The sequence below is a fragment of the Stenotrophomonas sp. YJH_SMC_106-19 genome, from assembly GCF_059368375.1.
Map to the genome: position 1 here is coordinate 25086 of NZ_JCAFRQ010000007.1, position 24652 is coordinate 49737.

19 protein-coding genes are annotated in these 24652 nt (G+C 67.7%); 14 read left to right on the forward strand and 5 right to left on the reverse strand.

All coding sequences use genetic code 11. The features are described from left to right. Nucleotides 1–116 precede the first annotated feature (116 nt). The 9 genes from AC5P5M_RS16785 to bcsZ are packed head-to-tail and all read left to right on the forward strand — an operon-like array spanning nucleotide 117 to nucleotide 14087. Nucleotides 117–1655, forward strand: a complete 1539-nt coding sequence (locus AC5P5M_RS16785) for a BcsE family c-di-GMP-binding protein (protein WP_164151704.1) — start codon at nucleotides 117–119, stop codon at nucleotides 1653–1655. Continuing rightward, on the forward strand, nucleotides 1652–1831 hold the full coding sequence (bcsF, locus tag AC5P5M_RS16790) for a cellulose biosynthesis protein BcsF (protein ID WP_053518880.1): 180 nt from the start codon (nucleotides 1652–1654) through the stop codon (nucleotides 1829–1831). Before AC5P5M_RS16785 ends, bcsF begins: the two co-directional genes overlap by 4 nt. After that, a complete protein-coding gene (gene bcsG / locus AC5P5M_RS16795) occupies nucleotides 1828–3465 on the forward strand; it encodes a cellulose biosynthesis protein BcsG (protein WP_053518883.1) in 1638 nt (545 codons plus the stop codon). The genes bcsF and bcsG overlap by 4 nt, the downstream gene beginning before the upstream one ends. Continuing rightward, a complete protein-coding gene (gene bcsR / locus AC5P5M_RS16800) occupies nucleotides 3465–3641 on the forward strand; it encodes a cellulose biosynthesis protein BcsR (protein WP_080375313.1) in 177 nt (58 codons plus the stop codon). Before bcsG ends, bcsR begins: the two co-directional genes overlap by 1 nt. Beyond that, the gene (bcsQ, locus tag AC5P5M_RS16805; protein WP_053518884.1) at nucleotides 3638–4393 is read left to right on the forward strand and encodes a cellulose biosynthesis protein BcsQ; all 756 of its coding nucleotides are present in this window, start codon (nucleotides 3638–3640) and stop codon (nucleotides 4391–4393) included. Before bcsR ends, bcsQ begins: the two co-directional genes overlap by 4 nt. After that, nucleotides 4390–7017, forward strand: a complete 2628-nt coding sequence (bcsA, locus tag AC5P5M_RS16810) for a UDP-forming cellulose synthase catalytic subunit (protein WP_262217913.1) — start codon at nucleotides 4390–4392, stop codon at nucleotides 7015–7017. The genes bcsQ and bcsA overlap by 4 nt, the downstream gene beginning before the upstream one ends. Then, nucleotides 7014–9389, forward strand: a complete 2376-nt coding sequence (gene bcsB, locus AC5P5M_RS16815; protein ID WP_081279777.1) for a cellulose biosynthesis cyclic di-GMP-binding regulatory protein BcsB — start codon at nucleotides 7014–7016, stop codon at nucleotides 9387–9389. Before bcsA ends, bcsB begins: the two co-directional genes overlap by 4 nt. Next, nucleotides 9386–12967 (forward strand): cellulose synthase complex outer membrane protein BcsC, encoded by a 3582-nt coding sequence (gene bcsC / locus AC5P5M_RS16820; protein ID WP_495206172.1) that lies wholly within the window; start codon nucleotides 9386–9388, stop codon nucleotides 12965–12967. Before bcsB ends, bcsC begins: the two co-directional genes overlap by 4 nt. Then, nucleotides 12951–14087 carry a cellulose synthase complex periplasmic endoglucanase BcsZ gene (gene bcsZ / locus AC5P5M_RS16825; RefSeq protein WP_111186320.1) on the forward strand — a complete coding sequence of 379 codons (1137 nt, stop codon included), beginning with the start codon at nucleotides 12951–12953 and terminating at the stop codon, nucleotides 14085–14087. The genes bcsC and bcsZ overlap by 17 nt, the downstream gene beginning before the upstream one ends. Nucleotides 14088–14128: 41 nt before the next feature. Here the strand turns inward: bcsZ and AC5P5M_RS16830 are convergent, their stop codons facing one another. Continuing rightward, complete coding sequence (locus AC5P5M_RS16830; RefSeq protein WP_053518892.1) at nucleotides 14129–15445, reverse strand: NCS2 family permease; 1317 nt, start codon at nucleotides 15443–15445, stop codon at nucleotides 14129–14131. 84 nt (nucleotides 15446–15529) lie between these two features. Continuing rightward, complete coding sequence (gene ettA, locus AC5P5M_RS16835) at nucleotides 15530–17194, reverse strand: energy-dependent translational throttle protein EttA (protein WP_005415249.1); 1665 nt, start codon at nucleotides 17192–17194, stop codon at nucleotides 15530–15532. Nucleotides 17195–17445: 251 nt separating this feature from the next. Between ettA and AC5P5M_RS16840 the strand changes: the two genes are divergently transcribed. The 5 genes from AC5P5M_RS16840 (at nucleotide 17446) to ribD (ending at nucleotide 21828) form a co-directional block, all read left to right on the forward strand. Continuing rightward, complete coding sequence (locus AC5P5M_RS16840; RefSeq protein WP_065175826.1) at nucleotides 17446–17925, forward strand: RcnB family protein; 480 nt, start codon at nucleotides 17446–17448, stop codon at nucleotides 17923–17925. 146 nt (nucleotides 17926–18071) lie between these two features. After that, nucleotides 18072–19325 carry a serine hydroxymethyltransferase gene (gene glyA, locus AC5P5M_RS16845; protein WP_065175825.1) on the forward strand — a complete coding sequence of 418 codons (1254 nt, stop codon included), beginning with the start codon at nucleotides 18072–18074 and terminating at the stop codon, nucleotides 19323–19325. A gap of 70 nt (nucleotides 19326–19395) precedes the next feature. Further along, complete coding sequence (locus AC5P5M_RS16850; protein WP_495206173.1) at nucleotides 19396–20022, forward strand: hypothetical protein; 627 nt, start codon at nucleotides 19396–19398, stop codon at nucleotides 20020–20022. A gap of 37 nt (nucleotides 20023–20059) precedes the next feature. Then, entirely contained in the window at nucleotides 20060–20581 is a 522-nt protein-coding gene (gene nrdR / locus AC5P5M_RS16855) for a transcriptional regulator NrdR (protein WP_053518899.1), read from the forward strand. 161 nt (nucleotides 20582–20742) lie between these two features. Further along, nucleotides 20743–21828, forward strand: coding sequence for a bifunctional diaminohydroxyphosphoribosylaminopyrimidine deaminase/5-amino-6-(5-phosphoribosylamino)uracil reductase RibD (gene ribD, locus AC5P5M_RS16860; RefSeq protein WP_065182811.1), 1086 nt, complete (start codon nucleotides 20743–20745; stop codon nucleotides 21826–21828). A 45-nt stretch (nucleotides 21829–21873) separates the two neighbouring features. On the opposite strand, the gene AC5P5M_RS16865 is transcribed toward ribD, so the two are convergent. The 3 genes from AC5P5M_RS16865 to AC5P5M_RS16875 form a co-directional block, all read right to left on the reverse strand. Continuing rightward, nucleotides 21874–22524: a hypothetical protein gene (locus AC5P5M_RS16865; protein WP_476342547.1), complete on the reverse strand. Its 651-nt coding sequence runs from the start codon at nucleotides 22522–22524 to the stop codon at nucleotides 21874–21876. Nucleotides 22525–22691: 167 nt separating this feature from the next. Continuing rightward, entirely contained in the window at nucleotides 22692–23576 is an 885-nt protein-coding gene (locus AC5P5M_RS16870) for a hypothetical protein (RefSeq protein WP_263177322.1), read from the reverse strand. Nucleotides 23577–23716: 140 nt separating this feature from the next. Next, complete coding sequence (locus AC5P5M_RS16875; RefSeq protein WP_495206174.1) at nucleotides 23717–24586, reverse strand: hypothetical protein; 870 nt, start codon at nucleotides 24584–24586, stop codon at nucleotides 23717–23719. Nucleotides 24587–24652 lie beyond the last annotated feature (66 nt).

Genomic DNA, 24652 nt, shown 5'->3' on the forward strand with positions numbered 1-24652 from the left:
TGCCATGAACGTATCGCAGCACGAGTGTGATGCGCGTCATGAAATTCGAGTCACCCAACACAGCACCTCCGCTGCCGCAGCGTCGGCTCGGCTGAGGTCCGCTGAAAGGACCCGGCATGACAGCGCCCCATCTTGCCATCGCCGGATTGCCGCCCGAGTTCGTCGAGATGCACGGCGGTGGGCTGTACTGGGTCGTCGCGGCCGGAAGCGCGCCGGCCGACCTGGTTGGCGCAGGTGTGCTGGGTTCGGCCAGCGACGTGCGAGACGCCGTGCTGGCGACGCTGGGGCGCGGCGCCGATGCGATGCTGGCCGAGCTGCCGCCGGGGGAGGGGCCGGCGCGGTTGCGTCTGTTCCGTTCCTCGGCCGCTGCCATGCAGCGGACCCTGCGCGGTCTGGCGGTTGATCTTCCCCGCGCGGCCACCGCCGCGACCCGCCTGTGCATGGTGCAGTTTCCGCTGGCGGCGCTGGAAGGCTGGAGCGATGCCCGGCTGGCGGCATGGAACCGGCAGCTGCAAGCCTGGGCGGAGCAGGCCGGTACGGTGCTGCTGCTGCTTTGCCACGGTGAAGTGGCCACCCTGGCGCCGCGCCTGCTGGCCTTGAACCGGACCTGTTCCGGCGTCGCCCAGCTGCATCCGCACCGCGGTGCGCTGCAGCTGCTGCTGCATTACTGGGCCAACGCCCATGGCGTGGTGGCCCGCCGTGCCTTCGCGATCGAAGCGGCAGAAGGCGGGTTGCGCCGCGTGCCAGAAGAGGCGGACAGCGTGCTCTCTGCGGTCGAGGCCAGCGGCGGCGATCGTGATCTGTACCTGGCCGAGGCCGACGTGCTGGAAGGCGCTCCGCCGCTGTCGCCCGCCTGGCGGCTCCACGATGGCTGGGCGGACCTGCTGCCTTCGGCGCTGCAGGCGCGCGAGGCCACCGTGGTGCTGGCGATCCGCAGCAACGACCAGGTGGACACACTGGCACGCCTGCTGCATCGGCTGCGCCGCGAGCGCGGCGACCTGCTGAAGCTGGTGGTGCGCGAGGTGCAACCGTGCCTGCGCTACGCCGACGAGCGCCTGCTGCTGCAGTGCGGCGGCAACATGGTGGTGCCGGCGGCGACTCCGCTGCCGCGGCTGCTGACGCTGCTGGAGACGGTGCAGCGGCAGCGTTGGCAGGGGCAGCTGGCGGCCGACCCCGAACCGTTGATCCGTGCCCACCGGCCACCGGAAGTGAATGGAATCGTGGCGGCCGACCGCTTCCGGCAGATCGTCGGCGAACGCATCGATCAGGACGGCAGCGCGGTGGAAAGCGCCGTGCTGGCGCTGCAGCCGGTGGCCGGGCTGCGCGCGGAACAGACCCTGCAGCAGTTGAACATCCGCAGGCAGGGGGATGTGGCCTGCGTGTACCGCGGCCAGGTCCGCCTGTTCCTGTTCGGCTGCCGCCGCGATGCGGTCGAACAGGCGCTCTCCAACCTGTACCGGCTGCCCTGGCGCGAGCTGTTCGATGGCTACCAGCGCCTGGCCGAGTACGACATCGCAGCGATGAATGCCCGCGGCAGCGACTCCGAATCCGAGACGCTGCCCGCCCCTGCCGTTCCGTTGCCGCAACCCGCGGCCCCGGTCAACGAGGTCGCATTCAACGCCCCCATCCCGTTCCGGTTGGGAGATTCCGCATGACCACCGATCAGCAGCTGTGGACGCTGATCGCGGCCTGTGCGCTGGTGATGATTCCGTTCGGCGTGATGCTGGGCGCGCTGTGGCGCGCGGTGCGTCGCCGCGCAGCGTCATGGCTGCCCCCACGGCACCTGCGGCGGACGGGCGTGCGGGTGCGCGATGCGCGGAGGCCGCAATGAGCGCAGAGCCGACGCCCGCATCGCCGTTCGTCTGGTCGGACCTGCGCGGCTGGAACCTGTACTTCCTGTCCAAAGTGGTGTTGGCCTGGATGGGCGCGCTGGACCTCAAGGTCCTGCCCAACCTGTTGTTCCTGGCCGCCCTGCTGGTGCCACTGCCGTGGCGATGGGCACGCATCACACGCACGGTCGTCGCCGTGCCGGTGGCCGTGGTGCTCTACTACCAGGACACCTGGTGGCCGCCCTTCCAGCGTCTTCTCGCACAGCCGGGCGTGCTCGATTTCTCCGCCGACTACTGGCTGGAGCTGGCGCAGCGCTTCATCAACTGGCAGATGGTCGCGGTGCTGGTGCTGCTGGTGGTTGCCTACCTGCTGCTGAAACCGTGGCTGCGCATCACGACGCTGAGCGTGCTGGGCATGCTGGGCATGGCGGTGGTGGCACTGCCATTGCCGGCGGGCCTGAACTGGGGAACGTCGCAGGCCACCGCAGCGACCGGCGGTGCTGACGCCGCTGCCGGCGCTGCCGGTGCACTTGCGCCGGCCAGCAACGAGACACTCAATGCCTGGCTGGCGGCCTTCTACCAGCAGCAGTCGGGCCTGAAGACGGTGTTCCCGGCGCCGGCCAGCGCTGCGCCGTTCGACGTCATCATCCTCAACATCTGTTCGCTGGCATGGAGTGATCTGGACGAAGTCGGCATGCGCCAGAACACGCTGCTGGACCACATGGACCTGATCTTCGACGATTTCAACTCGGCCACCGCCTACAGCGGACCGGCGGCGATCCGCCTGCTGCGCGCCAGCTGCGGACAGACCTCGCACACCGCATTGTTCGACCCGGTGCCAGCCGAATGCCAGTTGTTCTCCAACCTGCAGCGCCTGGGTTTCCAGAGCGAGCTGGCGATGAACCACGATGGGCACTTCGACAACTTCATCGGCGAACTGAGCCAGTACGGTGGGTTGCAGGCTCGGCCGATGGACATCAGCGCGTTTCCCCGGGCGCTGGTCGCGTTCGACAAGTCGCCGCTGCGCCGCGATGGTGACGTGCTGAACGCCTGGTGGAAGCAGCGCCAGGCCGAACAGGCGCAGCAGGTCGCGCTGTTCTACAACACGATCTCCCTGCACGACGGCAACCGCATCGTCGGCGCCGACGGTCGTGCCAACGCGGCTGACTACAAGGCCCGCGCGCAGATGGTGCTGGGTGACATGGCAGGCTTCGTCGAAGCGGTGGAGCGCAGTGGGCGTCGCGCCATGATCGTCGTGGTGCCCGAGCATGGCGCGGCGCTGCATGGCGACCGCATGCAGATTCCCGGCATGCGGGAGATTCCGAGCCCTTCGATCACCCATGTGCCGGTCGGCGTCAAGCTGGTCGGGATGGGCACGCCGGCCAGCGGAGGGCCGCGTCATGTGCCCGAGCCCAGCAGCTATCTGGCCCTCTCCGAACTGGTGTCGCGGGTGTATGCGCTGAACGCGCAGTCGCCGTCGGGAGCGCGCGACTGGGACAGCCTGCTGCAGGGGCTGCCACGTACGCCCTCGGTGTCGGAGAACGAAGGCGCCAAGGTCATCGATTACGGTGGCAAGCCCTGGCTGCAGCTGCAGGGCAGCCAGGCCTGGAACCCGTACCCGGAGGACAAACGCTGATGGCCGACATCCTGGCCGTTGCCAGTACGCTTTCGGTGGAGGAGGACGACATCGATCTGCTGCGTCGCAGCCTGGGCATGCCCGGGTTGCCCTACGTGGACTTCTCGGCGCAGAACGAACGTGCCCGGGCACTGGCACGCTGGCCGTTGCTGGCCGAGCTGGAGCGGCAGCCATGAGCGTACTGCTGTCCCTGCAGGGCGTGCACGGCGGCACAGGCGTCACCACGGTGCTGGCCGCGTTGGGACAGGCGCTGCATGCGCAGGGCCAGCGCGTGCTGCTGGTCGAGTGCAGTCCGGATCAGATGCTGGGCCTGCATGTCGGGTTGGCCGCGCGGGAGGCCGATGGCTGGGCGCGGGCGATGCTGGACGGCCGCGATTGGCGTGATGCGGCCTTCGCCTGCGCACCGGGCCTGGCAGTGCTGCCGTACGGCCGTGTCAGCGCGGCCGAAGCCCTGCAGATCGAGCAGGCGCTGAGTCTGGCACCCGACACCTGGAATGATCGCGTGCCAGTGCTGTCGGCGCAGTTCGACTGGCTGCTGTTCGACCTGCCGCAGCGGCTGCCGGCACACGCGGCGGCGGTCAACCGATATGCGCGCTGTACGCTGCCGTTGCGCCTGGCGTGCGTCGATCCGGCAAGCCACGTCTTCCTGCAGCGGCAGCACGACGATCCGCGCCGTCTGCTGGCCAACCGGTATGACCCGGCGGTTCCGGTGCAGCGTGATCTGATGCAGCTTTGGCTGCATGCGCACGCGTCGATGCTGGTGCCTCAGCCTCTGCACGAAGATGCGCGGGTGCCGGCCGCGTTGGCCAGCAAGCAGCCGCTGGGCCAGCATGCGGCCGATGCGCTGGCGGCTGCCGACGTCGCCGGCCTGGCATTGTGGTGCCTGGCCGAGGCGGCGCGGCGGCAGGATCGGGAGAGCGGGCGATGAAGGGCGCACGCATCCACTATCTGCACTGGAACCGGCTGCGTGAGCGCGTGTACGCCGCATGGCCACTGTGCGCGCTGCTGTGGTCGCTGCAGGCCCTGGGCTGGGCGCTGTTGAGGCTGGAAGGACCTGCGTGGCAGGCGCTGGCGCCGCGGCTGCGGCGTGCGTTCCCGCAGTTGCAGGGTGATCGCCGCTGGCGCCCCGGAGATCCACTGCGGCTGCTGATCCAGGCCGCATGGCTGTCGCTGGTGCGCCTGGTTCCGCATACCTCGCTGCGCCGCCAGCGCCTGGCCCAGGCCCGGCGCCAGCGCATCGCCGAGCTGCGCGGAGCGGCAGGACGCGGTCGCCTGCGCTACCTGCGGGCGATGCGTGATGCACCTGCCGATGTCGGCAACAGTCGCCTCGCGGCGTGGCTCGCACAGCGCCTGGAGCACCTGCCACCGCGCGCGCGGCACGCGCTGACCGCCATCACCGGCCTGGCTACGCTGGCTCTGGCCGCGCTGTGCATTACCCAGCCCTTCAGCTACCTGGCGCAGTTCGTGTTCGTGCTGCTGCTATGGGTCATCGCGCTGCTGGTACGGCGCATGCCCGGCCGCTATGCGACGCTGGTACTGGTGGTGCTGTCGATCACCGTGTCCTGCCGCTACCTCTGGTGGCGCTATACCGCCACCCTGAACTGGAGCAGCACCTTCGACCTGGTCTGCGGCCTGGTGCTGCTGGTGGCCGAGACGTATTCCTGGCTGGTGCTGATGCTGGGCTACGTACAGGTTGCCTGGCCGCTGCGACGGCGTCCGGCGCCCTTGCCGGCCGATATCCGGCAGTGGCCCACGGTGGATGTGCTGATTCCCACCTACAACGAAGACCTGTCACTGGTGCGGCATACCGTCCATGCCGCCATGGGGCTGGACTGGCCGGCCGACAGACTGCGCATCCACCTTCTCGATGACGGCAAGCGCGAGGCGTTCCGTGCCTTCGCCGAGCAGACCGGCGTCAACTACATCACCCGCAGCGACAACCGACACGCCAAGGCCGGCAACCTCAACCACGCCCTGACCTTGATCGACGGTGAGCTGGTGGCGATCTTCGACAGCGATCACTTGCCGGTGCGCTCGTTCCTGCAGATCACCTGTGGTTGGTTCCTGCGCGATCCGAAGCTGGCGCTGGTGCAGACGCCGCACCATTTCTTCTCGGCCGATCCCTTCGAGCGCAACCTGCAGGTGTTCCGCAGTGATCCCAACGAGGGCGAGCTGTTCTACGGGCTGGTGCAGGACGGCAACGACCTGTGGAATGCCGCATTCTTCTGTGGTTCCTGCGCGGTGCTGCGGCGTGAGGCCATCGATGCCATCGGCGGCTTCGCCACCGAGACCGTCACCGAGGATGCGCATACCGCCCTGCGCCTGCATCGCCAGGGCTGGAACTCGGCCTACCTTCGCATTCCGCAGGCGGCCGGCCTGGCCACCGACAGCCTGGGCGCGCATGTCAACCAGCGCATCCGCTGGGCGCGCGGCATGGTGCAGATCTTCCGCATCGACAATCCGCTGCTTGGCAAGGGCCTGAGCCTGTTCCAGCGCTTCTGCTACGCCAACGCGATGCTGCACTTCCTCGCGGGCATCCCGCGGCTGGTGTTCCTCACCGCGCCGCTGGCCTTCCTCCTGCTGCATGTCTACATCATCTACGCCCCCGCGCTGGCGATCCTGCTGTTTGTCGTTCCACACATGGCCCACGCCAGCCTGACCAACGCGCGCATCCAGGGCCGGTACCGCCGCCCGTTCTGGGGTGAGGTCTATGAAACCGTGCTGGCCTGGTACATCGCGCGGCCGACCACCGTGGCCCTGTTCAGTCCCGGCCGTGGCAAGTTCAATGTCACCGACAAGGGCGGCACGCAGGCGGGTGACCGCTTCGACTGGCGGGTGGCGCGCCCCTACCTGGTACTGGCGCTGCTGAACGTGCTGGGGCTGTGCTTCGCCGTGTGGCGTTTCATCGAGGGGCCTGCCGATGAGCGCGGCACGGTGGTCGTGAGTTCGTTGTGGGTGCTGTACAACCTGCTGATCATCGGCGGCGCGCTGGCGGTGGCGGCGGAGGTACAGCAGGTGCGGCGCACCCACCGGGTCACCACGCGCCTGCCGATGGCGCTGCAGATACCCGATGGGCGTCGACTGCGGGGCGTGCTGCAGGACTATTCCAACGATGGCGTCGGCCTGGAGTTGGGACTGGATCCGCAACTGGCCGAAGGCACGCGCGTACACCTGCTGCTCGGGCGTGGCCGGCGCGAGTTCGCCTTCCCGGCTCGGGTACAGCGCAGCGTCGGCCATCGCCTTGGCCTGCTGCTGCAGTTCGACAACGAGCGCCAGCGCGTGGAGTTCGCCCAATGCACATTCGCCCGCGCCGATGCGTGGCTGGACTGGCATGCCGGTTACCAGCCCAAGAGCCTGCCACGCAGCCTGTGGAGCGTGCTGGTGCTGGGCTGGAAAGGCTATCGGCGGATGGGCGACTTCACGCCGTTCGATCTCGACCGCCCCGTGCACTGGAGCGGTCGCCTGCTGCGCTGGCTGGCCAGTTTCGCACCACAACGTCCGCTTCCCTCCCACCCGGCTGACCCAGCCGCTGACCCAGGGCTTCGTCCATGAGCATCCCGACCTCTCTGCGCTGGCTGCTGCTGCCGTTGCTGGTACTGCCAGTGGTGTCCGGCAATGGCGCTCCAGCACCCGTGCCGGCGCCTGCCACCGGTTCCACGCCGGATGCCCCGGCCGCGCAGGTTGCGGTACCGACCCCGACCACAGCAGCATCGGTGCCCGCGCCGCGCGGCGAACCGGCCTTGCCCGATACCTGGGCCGGCAGCGCTTGGCCCTGGCAACGGCACAGCACCTTCGCACAGCTTGGCCGCCGCCAGGACACGCTGCTGTCCGGCGTCCGCAACAGCACCACGTTCGAATTCCAGGTGCGCCGCGATCGCCTCGCGCGCGAAGCGGAACTGGATCTGAGCTTCACACCCTCGCCGTCGCTGTTGCCGACGCTGTCGCACCTGCGGGTCTATCTGAACGACGCGATGATGGGCGTGGTACCGATCAGCAACGACCAGCTGGGACGCCCCGTGCAGGCCAAGCTGCCGCTGGATGCGCGCCTGATCGCTGATTTCAACCAGGTCCGCCTGGAATTCGTCGGCCATTACACCGACATCTGCGAAGAACCCACGCACAGCTCGCTGTGGGTCAACCTCTCCAGCAACAGCACGCTGAGGCTGGGCGGCCAGCCGCTGGACATGCAGGATGATCTGGCCAATTTCCCGCTGCCCTTCTTCGATCCGCGCGACACCGCGCGGCTGGAACTGCCGGTGGTGTTTGCAGCGGCGCCCACGCTGGCGCAGCAGCGGGCTGCGGCGGTCATGGCGTCCTATTTCGGCAGCCTGGCGGGATGGTGGCGGCAGGCCCGTTTCCCGGTGAGCTTCGGCACCCTGCCCGAGCAGGGCCACGCGGTGGTGCTGGCGGTGAACGGCCGCTTCCCACCGGTGATCGCCAACCATGCGCCTGTGCAGGGGCCGGTGATCGAGCTGATGGCCCTGCCCGAGGATCCGCAGCGCAAGCTGCTGCTGGTGCTGGGCCGCAACGACGATGACCTGCAGAAGGCCGTTTCGGCGATGGCGGCCGGCAATGTCCTGTTCCGCGGCCGCCAGGTCGCGATCGACGAAATGAAGCCGTTGGCGCCACGCAGGCCGTACGACGCGCCGAACTGGGTGCGTACCGATCGCGCGGTGCGCCTGGCCGAGCTGCTGGACTATCCGCAGCAGCTGCATGCCAACGGGGTATCGCCGCAGCCGATCACGGTCAATCTCAACCTGCCACCGGACCTGTTCATCTGGCGCAACCAGGGCATTCCACTGAACCTGCGTTACCGCTACACGCCGCCGTTTGGCAGTGATGAGTCGCGGCTGGGCGTGGCGATCAACGACCAGTTCATTTCAAGCTTCCCGCTGGTGCGCCGCACCGGCAAGCAGGGTGTGGCGGAAATCCGCCTGCCTGTGCTCGCTGGCGATGCCGGCGCCGACGATGGCCGCCTGTTGATTCCGGCGCTGAAGCTGGGTGACCGCAACCAGCTGCGGTTCGACTTCAACTTTGCCAGCGTGATGGGCAGTGCCCAGCGCGACCACTGCCAGACCGTGCTGCCGCCCAACCTGCAGGCGGCCATCGAGGAGGATTCGACCATCGACTTCTCCGGTTTCCATCACTACATGGGGTTGCCGGACCTGTCCGCGTTCGCGCTCAGCGGCTTCCCGTTCACACGCATGGCGGACCTGTCTGAAACCGTGGTGCTGGTGCCGCCGTCCGCCAGCGAGGCCCAGGTCAGCCTGCTGCTCAACCTGATCGGAGGCCTGGGCGTGCAGAGTGGGTACCCGGCCTACGGGTTGCGCCTGTCCGCGGACTGGAAACAGGCCAGTGCGCTGGATGCGGACCTGCTGGTCCTGGGCGCATTGCCGGATGAGCTGCGCGGCAGCCAGCAGCTGTCACTGCTGATCGACGACCAACGCACGCGCCTGCTCAATGGCCAGTGGTCATCGCCGGAGCTGGCGGTGCAGCAGGCCCGTCGCGGCAGCCGCGCGGGCGATCCTGCGGTCACCCGCGTGGCGGTCACCGCACAGGCGCCCTTCGCGGCCATCGTCGGCCTGCAGTCGCCCCGCCATGCACAACGCAGCATCGTCTCGCTGGCGGCCAGCCATCCGGCCGACTATCAGCTGCTCGATGATGCACTCAGCGACACCGGCAAGCGCGAAGCCATTGCGGGATCGGTGGCGATCCTGCGCAGTTCCGGCATCAACAGCCAGTTCGTGGGCGAACACTACTACGTGGGCGCGCTGCCGTGGTGGCTGCTGCTGTGGTACCACCTGGCCGATCATCCGGCATTGCTGGCCGTGCTGGCCACGCTGGTGGTGCTGATGGTCGCCTTCCTGCTCTGGCGTGCACTGCGCTGGGTCGCCGCGCGGCGCCTGGATGCGGGCAAGGAATGAGCCGGACCTCGCCGCCGCTGCTGATGGCGTCCCGGCTGGTGCTGCTGGGTCTGGCCGGGACCGGCGCATGCGCGGCACAGGCGCTGCCGCAAATGCCCGGCGGCACTGCGGCCGAGCAGCGGCAGTGGTTGTTGCAGCAGGTACGCATCGGCGAGGCGACCGGGCGCCAGAGCCTGATCGAAGATGCGTTGGCCCGGCTGCGCATGCTGGCACCGGATGATCGTGGCACCCTGCTGGCGATCCTGGAGGTGCAGTTGTCGCAGCAGAAGGTGGAGGATGCGACCGCGACGCTGCAACGATTGCGGCAGGTCGGTGCGGGCAGTCGCGAACTCGCTGCGGGTGATCGCCTCTGGCAGGCCTACCAGGGCGATCTGCAGCAGGAGCTGCAGCAGGCACGCCTGTTCGCAGCCGGTGGCCGCAGTGCCGATGCGCTGGCGATCTACCGCCGCCTGTTCAATGACGCGCCTCCGGGGTTGCAGCTGGGGCTGGAGTACTGGCGTCTGCGTGGCGCGCAGGCGGATGGCCGCGCGCTGGCGATCCGGGAGCTGACTGCATTGGACCAGGCGTATCCAGGCAACACCGGGCTGCTGCAGACGCTGTCGCAGCTGCTGTTCGCGGCCGGTCGCGACGATGAAGCGCTCGACGCGCTGCGGCGCATGGGCCGCAACCCCGACGCCCGCGGGCTGGCTGCCGATGCCGAGTGGGCGTACCTGCAGGACCAGCCCGCCGATGAGCGCGGCGTGCGTCGCCTGCAGGAGTTCATCACCCGCAATCCCACCTTCAATGACATCGCCCTGGTGCGTGAGCGCTATGCCGAGCAGCACAGGCAGGTCAGTGATCCGGCCTGGCGGGCGGGTCTGCGTGGCCAGCAACTGCTTGAACGCGGGCGCGATGCCGAGGCCGAACGTGCCTTCCAGCAGGCGTTGCGGGCCTATCCGCGCGAAGCCGCCTTCCTGGGCGGATTGGGCATGGCGCAGATGCGACAGGGCCGTCGCGCGTCGGCGATCAGCCTGTTCGAACGCGCGATCCAGGCCACGCCCGTCGGCGAGAGCAGCGACAAATGGCGCGACCTCATTGCCAGTACGCGCTACTGGCTGCTGCTGGACCAGGCCGATGCCGCACTCGGTGCCGGTCGGTTGGACGAGGCGGATGCGTTGTACGCGCAGGCGCGGCGGCAGCAGCCACGCGAGGTCAACGCACGGCTGGGGCAGGTGGATGTTGCCGTGGCCCGTGGCGACGACGCCTCGGCCGAACGCCAGCTGCAGGCCGCGAGGCGGATGGCGCCGAACGATGCCAACGTGATCCGCAGGTTGGTGCAGCTGTATGGGAGGACCGATCCGCAGCGTCTGGAGACCTTCATCGATGCGTTGCCGGCCGCGCAGCGCCGGTTGTACGCCGAGGATCTGCGTCAGCTGCGGATCAGTCGCCTGCGCGAACGACGTGAGCAGGCCCTGGCGGCCGGCAATGCGGAGGCCGCCCTTGCGCTCGGGCATGAGCTGCGCGTGGAGCTGCCCGCCGATGCGTGGCTCGCCCGTGCCCTGGCCGTTGAGCTGCAGGCCGCGGGTCGGCCTGCCGAGGCCGATGCGGTGGTCGCGGACATGGTGGCGCGCAATGACAGCGCTGAAGCACGCTACGCGCAGGCGTTGTATCTGTCCGGCACCGATCGCCTGCCGCAGGCACTGGCAGTGCTGGACGCGGTGCCGCTGGCGGAATGGGATGACGATATCCGCGCACTGTCCGCACGGCTGCGCCGGCAGCAGCTCATCGATCATCTCTGGTCGCTGCGTGCGCAGGGACGCGAGCCGGAAGCCATCGCCCTGCTGCAACAGCAACCGGCCAGTGCCGAGAACAACCTGCTGCTGGCCGACTGGGCGCGCCTGCGCGGCGACCACCCGCAGGCCCTGCAGTATTACCAGCGGGTACTTGCGGAGCAGCCGGATAACGTCGATGCACAGCTTGGCCAGGTGCAGGCCTGGATCGGTGCCGGCGATCTGGACAACGCGCGGCGGCAGATGCGGCAGTCGCCCCCGGTGGTCGCCGAAGATGCGCTCGGCCAGCAGCGCCAGCTGGCCGGCATCTGGACCGACCTGCACGAGGACGCCAAGGCATTGGCGATCCTGCGCGCGCTGCTGGCCCGCAGGGACGGTCCGGATCCACAGTCCTGGCGCGACGCGGCGCGACTGGTGCGCCGCGAGGATCCGCAGCAGGCGCTGGACATGTACGCGCAGGCGATGGCCGACAACGGCCTGCTGGCCGCAACGCAGGCACAGCCGCGCGACAACCGCGCGCTGACCCTGGCCAGCCGCGAGACCGCGGGGGACGACTGGCTGCGGCGCAGCCTGCGCAGCGACGTGGAAACGCTGTACCAGCAGGAAAATCCCACGCTGACGGTGATGCAGGATACCGGTCGTCGCAGCGACGGAACGCCCGGCATTTCCCGCCTCGGGCGCGACACCCGCATCGCGCATCTGGATGCGCCGTTTGCAGGCGGGCTCGGCTGGGCGCGCATCGAACAGGTGCACTTCGACGCAGGGCGGTTCCGCACCGGCGCCGACGGCACTTACGACGAGGATTTCGGCAGCTGCGACCTGTCGCTGCTGCGTGCCGACGGCTCCCGTCTGCAGGCCCCGGGATGTACCCGCTTCGTGCATCAGCGGCGCAGTTCCGGCGCAGGGTTCGCGGCCGGCTGGCGCACGCTGGACGATCGCTGGAATGTCGACCTTGGCCATACGCCGTCCCACTATGTGATCGGCAACTGGCTGGGAGGCATCACCGCCAATGGCGATCTGGGCCGTCTCGGCTGGGGGGCGACGCTGTCGCGGCGGCCGATGACCAACTCCCTGCTGTCACAGGCCGGTGCCCGTGATCCTCGCAGCGGCATTGCCTGGGGTGGGGTGACCGCCAATGGCATCACCTTCAGCCTGGGCTTCGATGAGGGCGGACGCAATGGTGTCTGGTCGAACTGGAGCTGGCACCGGTTGACCGGTCACAACGTCGCGGACAACACGCGTGCGCGTGCGATGGTCGGCTGGTACCACAAGCTGATCCAGCGTACGGACATGCGCCTGGACGTCGGCACCACGGCCATGTACTGGCGTTACCAGAAGGATCTGGGCGGCTACTCGCTGGGCCAGGGCGGCTACTACAGCCCGCAGCGCTATGCCTCGTTGAGCCTGCCGGCCAGCTTTGCCTGGCGCAATGATCTGTGGTCGCTGCGGGTGGATGGGTCGGTCAGTGTTTCCAGCGCGCGTACGGCGTCGATCAGCCGCTTCCCGGACCAGGCGCTGATCGAGCGCGTGGTGGCACAGCTGGAGCCGCAGTACGGTGCTCTCGCGCTGGACGAGGCTGGCCTGTACACCGGCGACAGCCGCAGCACCGGCACCGGCTATCGGCTCTACGCGGCCGTGGAGCGGCGGCTGGGCGATCACATCGTCCTGGGTGCGGCGGGAACCCTGCAGCGCAGCCGTGACTTCTCGCCGAACACATTCCAGCTCTATCTGCGCTATACCTTCAAGCCCTGGCAGGGCAACCTGCCGCTGCCCGTGTCGCCACTGGTGCCCTATGGCGAGTTCCGCTGACCCGCAACGCCGCCGACTGCTGCAGGCGACGGCCGCCTTGCCGTTGCTGGCCATGGGCGCAGGGCGTGCGCTCGCAGCGCCGCGCTGGCCGGCCTGGCAGGTGCTGCTGGACAGCAGCCTCAGCAACGACGGACGCATGATCGATCGCAGCCAGGACGACCAGCGCAGTACGTCGGAAGGGCAGTCGTATGCGTTGTTCTTCGCGCTGGTCGACAACGATCAGGCGCTGTTTGATCGCGTTCTGGGCTGGACCCAGGACAACCTGGCCGGGGGCGATATGCGGCAGCGGTTGCCGGCCTGGCTGTGGGGCCGCGATGACAAGGGCGGCTGGCGCGTACTGGACGACAATCCGGCGTCCGATTCCGATCTGTGGCTGGCCTACGCCCTGCTCGAAGCGGGGCGGCTCTGGCACCGTCCTGCGTTGCAGGCCATCGCCGGGGGCATGCTGGGGCAGGTGCGGGAAAGGGAAGTCGTGCAGCTGCCCGGTCTCGGCCCGATGCTGCTGCCGGGACCGCAGGGATTCGTCGAAGGCGATGCGACCCGGGTCAATCCCAGCTATCTGCCGCTGCCGCTGCTGCGGCGCTTTGCCGCGGCCGATCGCAGTGGGCCCTGGGCGGAACTGGCGGACAACGCGACCACGCTGCTGGAGCAGACCAGCCCGCATGGCTATGCACCGGACTGGGCGGCGTGGCAGCAGGGGCGCTTCGTGGTCGATCCGGTGAACGGAGCGGTGGGCGGCTACGATGCGATCCGCTGCTACACGTGGGCAGGCATGACGGCCCCGCGCGATCCGTTGTTCCGGCGGCAGCTGGCGGCGTTGTCCGGTCCGCTGCAGCGCCTGCGCAGCGGTGCGGCACTCTGGGAAAAGGTCGATACCCGCAGCGGGCAGGGGCAGGGCGAAGGCAACTATGGTTTCCGCGCGGCTGTACTGCCCTGTGTGCTGGCACAGCGCGAGCAGGGGCTGGCGAAGTCGCTGCTGGCCAGCCTGCCCAGCCCGGAACAGCAGCGTGCCGAGGCACCGGCCTACTATTCGCAGATGCTGGCCCTGTTCGGCCGGGGCTGGGCCGAGGGCCGCTGGCGTTTCGGCGTGGATGGCCAGCTGCGACCGGCCTGGCGATGAGTACACCACCAGCCCGCCGTGACAGCGGGCCCCTGCCCTGATTACTCCAGCGCGAAGCGCAGCACGAACAGCACGGCCACCAGCCACACCGCCGGATGCACCTCGCGCCAGCGGCCAGTGCCGGCCTTCAGCGCGGCGTAGGCGATGAAGCCGAAAGCCAGTCCATTGGCGATGGAGTAGGTGAACGGCATCGCCAGCGCGCACAGGGCCGCCGGCACCGATTCGGTGAGGTCGCTCCAGTCCACTTCCACCAGCTCGCGCAGCATCAACCCGGCAACGAACAGCAGGGCCGGTGCGGTGGCGTAGCTTGGCACCATCGAGGCCAGCGGCGAGAACAGCAGGGCGGCCAGGAACAGCGCGGCGACCACCAGGGCGGTGAGGCCGGTACGGCCGCCCACCTGCACGCCCGAGGCGCTTTCGGCGAATGCCGTGGTGCTGCTGGTGCCCAGCATGGAGCCGGCGACGATTGCCGTGCTGTCGGCCAGCAGTGCACGGCCGAAACGCTTCTGCGCACCCGGCAGCTTCAGCAGGCCGGCGCGGCCGACCACCCCGTACAGCGTGCCGGTGGCATCGAACACCTCCACCAGCACGAACACCAGCACCACCTGCAGCAGTACCGCGATGGGGGCACCGCCGTCGTGGTGCAGCAGGCCCGGCAGGTCCAGCTGCAGGAAGGTCGGCGCCAGGCTTGGCGGCAGGGACACCAGTCCCTGGTACTGCACGTCGCCCAGCGCCCAGCCGGCCCCAGTGACCGCCAGGATGCCGATCAGGATCGCACCACGGATGCGGCGCGCCTCCAGCACGGCGATCAGCAGGAAGCCGGCCAGTGCCAGCAGCGGTGGGGCGGTGTTGAGCGGGCCCAGCGCCACCAGCGTGTCCTCGTTGCCGATGATCACCCCGGACTTCTGCAGGGCGATGATGGCCAGGAACAGGCCGATGCCGGCGACGATGGCCGAGCGCAGTGACGAAGGAATGCCGGATACCAGCCAGGCACGCACGCCGGTCAGCGACAGCACCAGGAACACCAGGCCGGAGATGAACACTGCCGCCAGCGCCTGCTGCCAGGGCAGGCCGGCGGCGCCGACCACGGTGAAGGCAAAGAACGCGTTCAGGCCCATGCCCGGAGCCATGCCGACCGGGAAATTGGCTGCCAGCGCCATCACCGTGGAGCCCAGCGCGGCCGCCAGGCAGGTGGCGACAAATACCGCGCCCGCATCCATGCCGGTGGTGCCGAGGATTTCGGGGTTGACGAAGACGATGTAGGACATCGTCAGGAAGGTGGTGACACCGGCCAGCAGCTCGGTGCGCACGGTGGTGCCGTGCTGCTGCAGCTGGAACAGGCGTTCGAACAGGGACATGGGGCTTCTCGTGAAGGTGTCTCCCGGCAAGCGGGCGACCCACAGAAGGAGAAAGGCCGCGCGAGCGCGGCCTTTCCTGTTGCGTTACTTCAGTGCCTTGAAGCGCAGGCGCTTCGGCGCAGCGTCATCGCCCATGCGGCGCTTCTTGTCTTCCTCGTACTCGCGGTAGTTGCCCTGGAAGAACTCCACGTGCGAGTCGCCTTCGAAAGCGATGATGTGCGTGGCGATGCGGTCCAGGAACCAGCGGTCGTGCGAGATCACGAAGGTGTTGCCCGGGAACTCCAGCAGCGCGTCTTCCAGCGCACGCAGCGTTTCGATGTCCAGGTCGTTGGACGGTTCGTCGAGCAGCAGCACGTTGCCACCCTGCAGCAGGGTCTTGGCCATGTGCAGGCGGCCACGCTCACCACCGGACAGCGAGCCGACCATCTTCTGCTGGTCCTGGCCCTTGAAGTTGAAGCGGCCGATGTAGGCGCGCGACTGGATCTCGATGCCGTTGATGTTGAGGATGTCCAGGCCACCGGCGATTTCCTGGAAGACGTTGTGGTTGCCTTCCAGCTTGTCGCGGCTCTGGTCCACGTAGGACAGCTGCACGGTCGGGCCGATCACGATCTCGCCCGAATCCGGCTTCTCCTGGCCGGTGATCATCTTGAACAGCGTCGACTTGCCGGCGCCGTTCGGGCCGATGATGCCGACGATCGCGCCCGGCGGAATCAGCATCGACAGGTTGTCGATCAGCAGGCGGTCGCCGAACTTCTTGGACACATTCTTGAACTCCATCACCATGTTGCCCAGGCGCTCGCCCGGCGGGATGAAGATTTCGTTGGTCTCGTTGCGCTTCTGGTAATCCTGCGACTGCAGCTCTTCCAGGCGGGCCAGACGGGCCTTGCCCTTGGAACGGCCGCCCTTGGCGTTCTGGCGCGACCACTCCAGTTCCTTCTGGATCGCCTTCTGGCGGGCCTTTTCCTGGTTTTCTTCCTGCTTCAGGCGCTCATCCTTCTGCACCAGCCATTCGGTGTAGTTGCCCTTCCACGGAATGCCGCGGCCGCGGTCCAGTTCCAGGATCCACTCGGCGGCGTTGTCCAGGAAGTAGCGATCGTGGGTAACGGCCACCACGGTGCCGGTGTAGCGCGCCAGGAACTGTTCCAGCCATTCCACCGACTCGGCGTCGAGGTGGTTGGTCGGTTCGTCCAGCAGCAGCATGTCCGGCTTCTGCAGCAGCAGGCGGCACAGCGCGACGCGGCGCTTTTCACCGCCGGACAGGTTGGCGATCTTGGCATCCCACGGCGGCAGGCGCAGCGCATCGGCAGCCACGTCCAGCTGGTTTTCCAGGGTGTGCGCGTCGCCGGCGGCCAGGATCGCCTCCAGACGCTCCTGTTCCTTGGCCAGCGCGTCGAAGTCGGCGCCTTCCTCGGCGTAGGCGGCGTACACCGCCTCCAGCGCAGCCTGAGCCTGCAGCACTTCGCCCACGCCTTCCTCGACCGACTCGCGCACGGTCTTGTTCGGGTCCAGTTCCGGTTCCTGCGCCAGGTAGCCGACCTTGATGCCCGGCTGCGGGCGTGCCTCGCCCTCGAAATCGGTATCCACGCCGGCCATGATCTTCAGCACGGTCGACTTGCCGGCGCCGTTCAGGCCCAGCAGGCCGATCTTCGCGCCCGGGAAGAAGGACAGCGAGATGTCCTTGATGATCTGCCGCTTGGGCGGGACCACCTTGGACACGCGGTTCATGGTGTAGATGTATTGCGAGGACATGAGGTCTCCGTAGGCGCGACCCTGCGCCCGACCGTCACGGGAGGTTTCCCGGTGCGGCAGCGGGCACAGACTTGAATGGAATACCGCCAATTATAGCCGGAACCGGTTACCCGCCGCGCCACGGGTAGCCGGCCGGGCTGGCCGCGGCCTGAATCGCCGTCACAGTCCTGAAGCGGGAAGCGTTTCCAGCCGGAAACGGTTCAGATCCGGTGCGCAATATGGGGTCACCACCACCCAAGCAGAGGTCTGACATGCGCATCAATCGAGTAATGGCCGGAGCCGTGGCCTCTGTGCTGGCGCTCGGCGCGGTTGCCCCGGCATTTGCCGACGACGACCATCGCGGCCGCGGTCACGACCGCCGCGAGTGGCGGGAGGATCGTCGCGAGTGGCGACAGGACCGTCGTGACTGGGAGCGCGACCGCCGTGAGGCCCGGCGCGATTACCGGCAGGACCGCCGCGAGTGGCACCGTGACCATGACCGCTACTACCGCCCGGCACCGCCGCCGCGTGTGGTCTACCGCCCTGCCTACGGCCCCGGCTATGGCTGGAAGGTGGGGCACCGCTACCGCGACTACTATCGCGGCCCGATCTACGTGGTGAACGACTATCCGCGCTACCACCTGCGCCGTCCGCCGCATGGCCACCACTGGATCCGCGATGACCGCGGCAACATGCTGCTGGTGGCCATCGCCACCGGCGTGATCGCCCAGTACGTGCTCAGCAGCCGCTGAGGACCCCGCAACATCACTCGGAACCATACGGGGCCGGATTCCTTCGAGGGATCCGGCCCCGTCCGTTTCGGCCCCAGCCGGCCGGTGCGGGGCTACAATCAGGGGCTGAGCCGTACACCCCCTTTCCCTGCCTGCTGGAGTACCCGATGTTCCCGCGTGACGTCCGCATCGAATCCTACGATCCCGAACTGGCCAAGGCCATCGCCGCTGAGACCCAGCGCCAGGAAGACCATGTCGAGCTGATCGCCAGCGAGAACTACACCAGCCCGGCAGTGATGGAAGCGCAGGGCAGCCAGCTGACCAACAAGTACGCCGAAGGCTATCCGGGCAAGCGCTACTACGGTGGTTGCGAGTACGTGGACATCGCCGAGCAGCTGGCGATCGACCGCCTCAAGCAGCTGTTCGGCGCCGACTATGCGAACGTGCAGCCACACAGCGGCTCGCAGGCCAACCAGGCCGTGTACTTCGCGCTGCTGCAGCCGGGCGACACCATCCTCGGCATGAGCCTGGCCCACGGCGGCCACCTCACCCATGGCGCCAAGGTGAACGCCTCGGGCAAGCTGTTCAACGCCGTGCAGTACGGCGTGAACGACCAGGGCCTGATCGACTACGACGAAGTCGAGCGCCTGGCCCTGGAGCACAAGCCGAAGATGGTCGTGGCCGGCTTCTCGGCCTACTCGCAGGTGATCGACTGGGCACGCTTCCGCGCCATCGCCGACAAGGTCGGCGCCTACCTGTTCGTCGACATGGCCCATGTCGCCGGTCTGGTCGCCGCCGGCGTCTATCCGAGCCCGCTGGACCATGCCCACGTCGTCACCTCCACCACCCACAAGACCCTGCGCGGCCCGCGCGGCGGCATCATCGTCGCCAAGGGTGCCGATGAGGACCTGGTCAAGAAGCTGCAGTCGATCGTGTTCCCGGGTATCCAGGGCGGTCCGCTGATGCACGTCATCGCTGGCAAGGCGGTGGCCTTCAAGGAAGCGCTGGAACCGGCCTTCAAGACCTATCAGCAGCAAGTGGTGAAGAACGCCCAGGCGATGGCCAGCACGCTCATCGCGCGCGGCTACAAGATCGTCTCCGGCGGCACCCAGAACCACCTGATGCTGGTGGACATGATCGGCAAGGACGTGTCCGGCAAGGACGCGGAAGCGGCACTGGGCAAGGCGCACATCACCGTCAACAAGAACTCGGTGCCGAACGACCCGCGTTCGCCGTTCGTGACCTCGGGCCTGCGCCTGGGTACGCCGGCGGTGACCACCCGTGGCTACACCGAGCAGGACTGCGTGGATCTGGCCAACTGGATCGCCGATGTCCTCGATGCGCCGAACGATGACGCCGTGATCGCCCGCGTGCGCGATGCCGTCAGCGCGCAGTGCCGCAAGTACCCGGTCTACGGTTGATCGGCTGATGGGGTCGGATCCCGTCCCGCAGGGGAAGGGCTCCGACCCCGGCCCAGGGAGAGCAACGCACATGGATGAGCGTATGGATGAACGTCTGCACAAGCGCCTGCACCTCGTGCAGGCCCTGCTGTTCGGGCTGCCAGGCGTGCTGCTGGGAGGCACCGTGGCCTTGGTGGGCGTGTACTCCGGCCTGACGCAGGAAACCCGCCTGCCGAGCCGGCTGCTGCTGGTGTGCTGGGGCACCGCCGGGGCGCTGGGCATTGTTGCCTGGTTGTACATCGGCGCCGGTTTCCTGCTGCAGGGCCGGTCTGGCCTGCAGGCAGTGGGCCGGGTGTGGTGGGCGTTGCTGGCGCTGGGCGCGCTGGCAGCAGTGCCCGCCGTCGTGCTCGGGCTGGTGGGTCGGCCTGACCGAACGCATGGAGGGCTTCAGCCTGTTGCTGTTCGGCCCGCCGCTGTTGCTGCCCGCGGCGCATCTGGCCTGGCTGCGCTGGCGGCCTGCTCACCTCCCGGGCGCCTGACTTTTCAGGCAGGTCGCATGGTGGTGCAGGGATCGCCTGTCCAGCCTCACGCATCAGGGTGTTTCCGAGTATTGGGGTGCATCTGGGACGGCTGCAGGGTTGCCCTTGACGAGGGGCCGTACAGCACATGGAATTTGCCGGAAAGCCCCTTCTCAGGTACCTTTGCGACGCTGCCATGACCGTGGCATGTAGGTTGTCCCCTGAGCCAGGCGTTCAATGTATTGCCCCTTCTGCCAACATGCCGATACCCGGGTCATCGACTCGCGCGTCTCTGAAGACGGCGCGACGATCCGCCGTCGGCGTGAGTGCGAGGCCTGCAACGAGCGCTTCAGCACCCTGGAAACCGTCGAACTGAAGCTGCCGGCCATCGTCAAGAGCGATGGCACCCGCGAGGCCTTCGACCAGCGCAAGGTACGCGCCGGCTTTGATCGCGCGCTGCAGAAGCGTGCCGTGCCGGAAGACAAGATTGAAGCGGCGGTGCGTGCGGTGGTCCATCAGTTGCGCCTCAGTGGCGAGCGTGAAGTGCCTTCGATCAAGGTGGGCGAGTTCGTGATGAACGAGCTGCGCAAGCTCGATCACGTGGGGTACGTGCGATTCGCTTCGGTCTACCGCAGCTTCGAGGATGTGGCCGATTTCCGCGAGGAAATCGAAAAACTCGAACGCGAGCTGCCGGCCAGCACCGAACAGCTGCAGCTGTTGGGCGATGTGATCGCCCTGGCCAAGAAGAAGAAGGGCTGACCGCCTCTGCGGTGGCCTGTGCCAACCTCGGTTGGCACTGATGGCGCATCCACGGGTGGGTGCCAACCTTGGTTGGCACCGATAGCTGCATTCACTGGTGGGTGCCAACCTTGGTTGGCATCGATGGCATGGATCAACACCGGCAGCGTTACCATGGCCAGATGACCACCCCATTCTCCGTACTCGACCATCTGCACATGGCCAGCGCGCTGCGTCTGGCCGAGCGCGCCGCCTACACCACCCGCCCCAATCCGATGGTCGGCTGCGTGATCGCCCATGGTGAACGTGTGGTCGGGCAGGGCTGGCACCAGCGTGCCGGTGGCCCGCATGCCGAAGTGTTCGCGTTGCGCGAGGCCGGTGGTGAGGCGCGCGGTGCCACTGCCTACGTCACCCTTGAGCCCTGCGCGCATTACGGGCGCACACCACCGTGCGCGCTGGCACTGATCGAGGCCGGTGTATCGCGTGTGGTCGCTGCGCTGCGTGATCCCTTCCCGCAGGTCGATGGCGGCGGATTCGACCTGCTGCGCGGCGCCGGCATCGAGGTCGCCGAAGGGCTGATGGCGGCGCAGGCACGCGAGCTCAACAAGGGCTTTCTGTCACGCGTGGAGCGCAATCGCCCGTGGCTGCGGGTGAAGCTGGCCGCCAGCCTGGACGGGCGTACGGCGATGGCCGACGGCACGTCCAAATGGATCACCGGAGCAGCGGCGCGCGAAGACGTGCAGCACTGGCGTGCACGCGCCGGCGCGATCCTGACCGGTGCCGATACCGTGCTGGCCGACGATCCGATGCTGACCGTGCGCCTGGCCGATGCCGAGGTGATGCCGCCACTGCGCGTCGTGCTCGATTCGCGCCTGCGTTCGCTGGAATGCAGCCGCGTGCGCGAGGGTGGGGCACCCACGTTGTACCTGCACGATGCGGCGGTCAGCGCACCGGATGCCGCCGATGCCGAGTTCGCCTGCGTGCCCAGTGCCGACGGCCGTCTCGATCTTGGCGCGATGCTGACCCTGCTGGCCGGGCGCGGCATCAACGAAGTGCATACCGAAGCCGGCGCTACGCTGGCCGGTGCGCTGCTGCGCGGCGGCTGGGTGGATGAGCTGCTGCTGTACCAGGCGCCCACCCTGCTGGGTGACCGGGCCCGCCCGCTGCTGGCCGGGCTGGGCATCGAAGCGATGCAGCAGCAACGCCGGCTGCGCGTGGTCGAGCAATGCCAGGTGGGTGAGGACCTGCGCCTGCTGCTGCGGCCGTAGCATTGGCAGGCGGCGGACGAGACGGACGCGCGGTAGCCGGGGTGGTCAGTCGTGGAGCAGGATTGGGGGAACATCCCCCGCGATACGCATGTCCCATGCCTCGAACGGCAGCAATGTCAGCAGAATGGCCTGGTGCAGCTGGTCTGAACGTGCCTCATGCAGGTCGCCATGGCGATAGGAGGACCACCCCACCACATGGGTGCGATGCAATGCCGCCGGCGCACTGCGAAGGTGGACGGCGTAGGCGCTGAAGAACACATCGCTGTGCTGCGCCTGCCCGCCGGGCCCGGCCTGGCGCAATGCCCGGTAAAGCGCGAACGTGGGCGCCGGGTCGGGCAACGCGCAGGCGAGCATGAATCGACCAATCTCGGGACTGCCCAGCGGCAGGAACGCCTCGGCGCAGGTGGCCGTCGACAGTCGCGCCAGCAGTGCATCGGTGACATCCTGCATCACCGACGCCGAGGGCGGCACGATCTGCTGCTGCCGCAGCCAGGTGGGCAGATCATCGAGGCTGCGCTGCCAATCGATTCCGTTGCGAGGAACAGCGGCAGCGTCCCACAGGGCCAGCTGGTCGCGCGCAGCCGGATCGTGCTGGAGGACAACACGCGCCCGCAGCGTGTACTCCTGTTCCGGCGTGTGTGGCGCGGCAATGCACACGCCGGTGAACAGACAGGACAGAGCGGCGAGCAGGCGCATGTATGGGGCCGGGAAGGTGCTGCAGGATCGGCCCCGGCATCCTGTGAAGCAATGCAACAAGTTGCAAACGGGGTCATGCAGCGCATGTCCCCGCTGCGATGCCATCATCACGCGATCAGGTGCATTCGAGTGTCGTCGGGCGTGGCCCGGCGCTACCACTTAGCGGCTCAGGTGCATTCGTCGGTCCACATCATCTCGGCCAGCGGGCGCAGTGCCTTGCACTCCTGCGTCATCTCCTCGACCGACTGCACCTGCGCTTTGGCCTTCAGCTCTTCGGCCATCGCGTCCACGCCGCTGATCTGGTCGGGCGCGATCTTCGCCACGCAGCTGCGGTGCTGCTGCAGCAGCAGGTCGCAGCCGGGTATGCCGGTCACTTTCGGCGCGTTGGCTGCCTGCGCGTCCTGCATCCAGTCCTCGAACGGAGCCAGCGCACCGGCCACGGTGCCCACCAGATCATCGAAGTTGCCGCTGTACCAGTAGCCGTTGTCCTTGGCCGGGTAGAGGGTGAAGGTGCCGCTGACCGGCACGCGTGCACCACTCTGAAGCGCCTGGGTGTAGGCGTCGGTGAACTGCTTGCGCGAGGCCGGGCTGGCATGGTCGGCCAGGCTGGCGGCGAACAGCGGGCGGACCTTGCCCAGGTCGGGCACCTGGCAGGTGTAGGTGATCCGCGCCAGCTTCTGGTCTTCAACGTATTCGTTGTCTTCGATCACGCTCTGGGTTGCGCGGCACTTCGAATCACGCAGCGCCTTGGCGTACAGCGCTTCGGTGGCCGCAGCGTCGATCGAAGCGCCGGTGCTGGCCAGTACCGTCTGCCAGGGTTCGGCCAATGCCTTGGCCAGCGCGCCCGGGTTCGGAGTCACGGCGTCCTGGCCCTCGAACGCCGGCTTCAGCGCGTCGTTGAGCGTGCGCGTGGCGGTCGCGTCGTCTTCCAGCAGTACCCGGGAATAGAGATCGAACGTCTGTTCGGGGCTCAGCTGCGTCGAGGCGGCGCTGGCGAACAGGGGAGCGCACAACAGTGCAGTGGCCAGCAGGGAGCGCAGGGGGGTCTTCATGACAGTGATTCCGGGTCCAGAGGCGGGCAAGCCTAGCGCATTTTCCGCCGTTGCCGCAGGCAGAAAAACGGGCCACTTGCCGGGGCGTTCGACCGTACGACGAGGATCGGGGAACGCGCTTCAGGCGGGTGACCACGTGGTCATCGTCGTGGCAGCGTGTTGTCGAACGTGGCTGACCACTGATCACGGTAGGCGTCATGGATCGCCCTGCAGTATCTCATTGAAGATTCCCGACCCAGCATGTTCAGAAGCTCCGCCATGCTTTGATGAAGCGCTGCGCCCCGCTGGCGTGGGTCGTCCGGATAGTGGCGTGCTGCGAATTTCATCTGTGCGTCCAGCATGAGATCACACGCTGGAATGCCGGAGAATACAACGACGGACTCAGCATCGATCCGTTCGTCCCACTCCTTGAAGGGGAGCAATCGCTCAAACAGCGCGGGGGCAAGATCGTCCAAGGTGCCGCCCATCCATGGTCCAGGACTGCCGAGACGGTAGAACGCGGCTTCCGCCTGGTGGATGCGGTCGGGTGCGTCGCTGACAATCGCAGCGTATTGATCGAGGAAGGCCGCGAATCGCTCTTCATCCTTGTCCGGATGGAAATACCTGCGGTTCTCGCGGTAAACGTCAAAGGCCGCCGATACGTCCGGGAGCAGGCATTGATAGCGTACCTCGTGATGATCTGATGTGTCGCGTTTCACGGCCTCGATCCCAGTGATCTCGCAACGGATGCGCTGGATGCGTGCATGTATTGCCTCGGTTGCCGCCGCACTGAACACTTTGTCCAGACCTCCAAAGGCATACAGCCGGTACGTGCTGGATGCGATGTGATGGTGGTGGTCAGCGTCCGCCGTCTCCAGGCTGCGCCTGAGGATGTCCCGGGCTCGACCATCATTGTGGGCAATGACCTGGATATACGCATCAAACGTTGCTTCCAGTGAAAGCGCGGCGGGTTCTGCTGCGCGCGTGGCAAACGGTACGGACAGCAACAGGGCAAGGACAGGTTTCAGCACGGCATGGACAGGAACGCGTGAGGGGTCCAGAGGATCGGGCGTGCCGGCCCGGCAATCCATGCAACC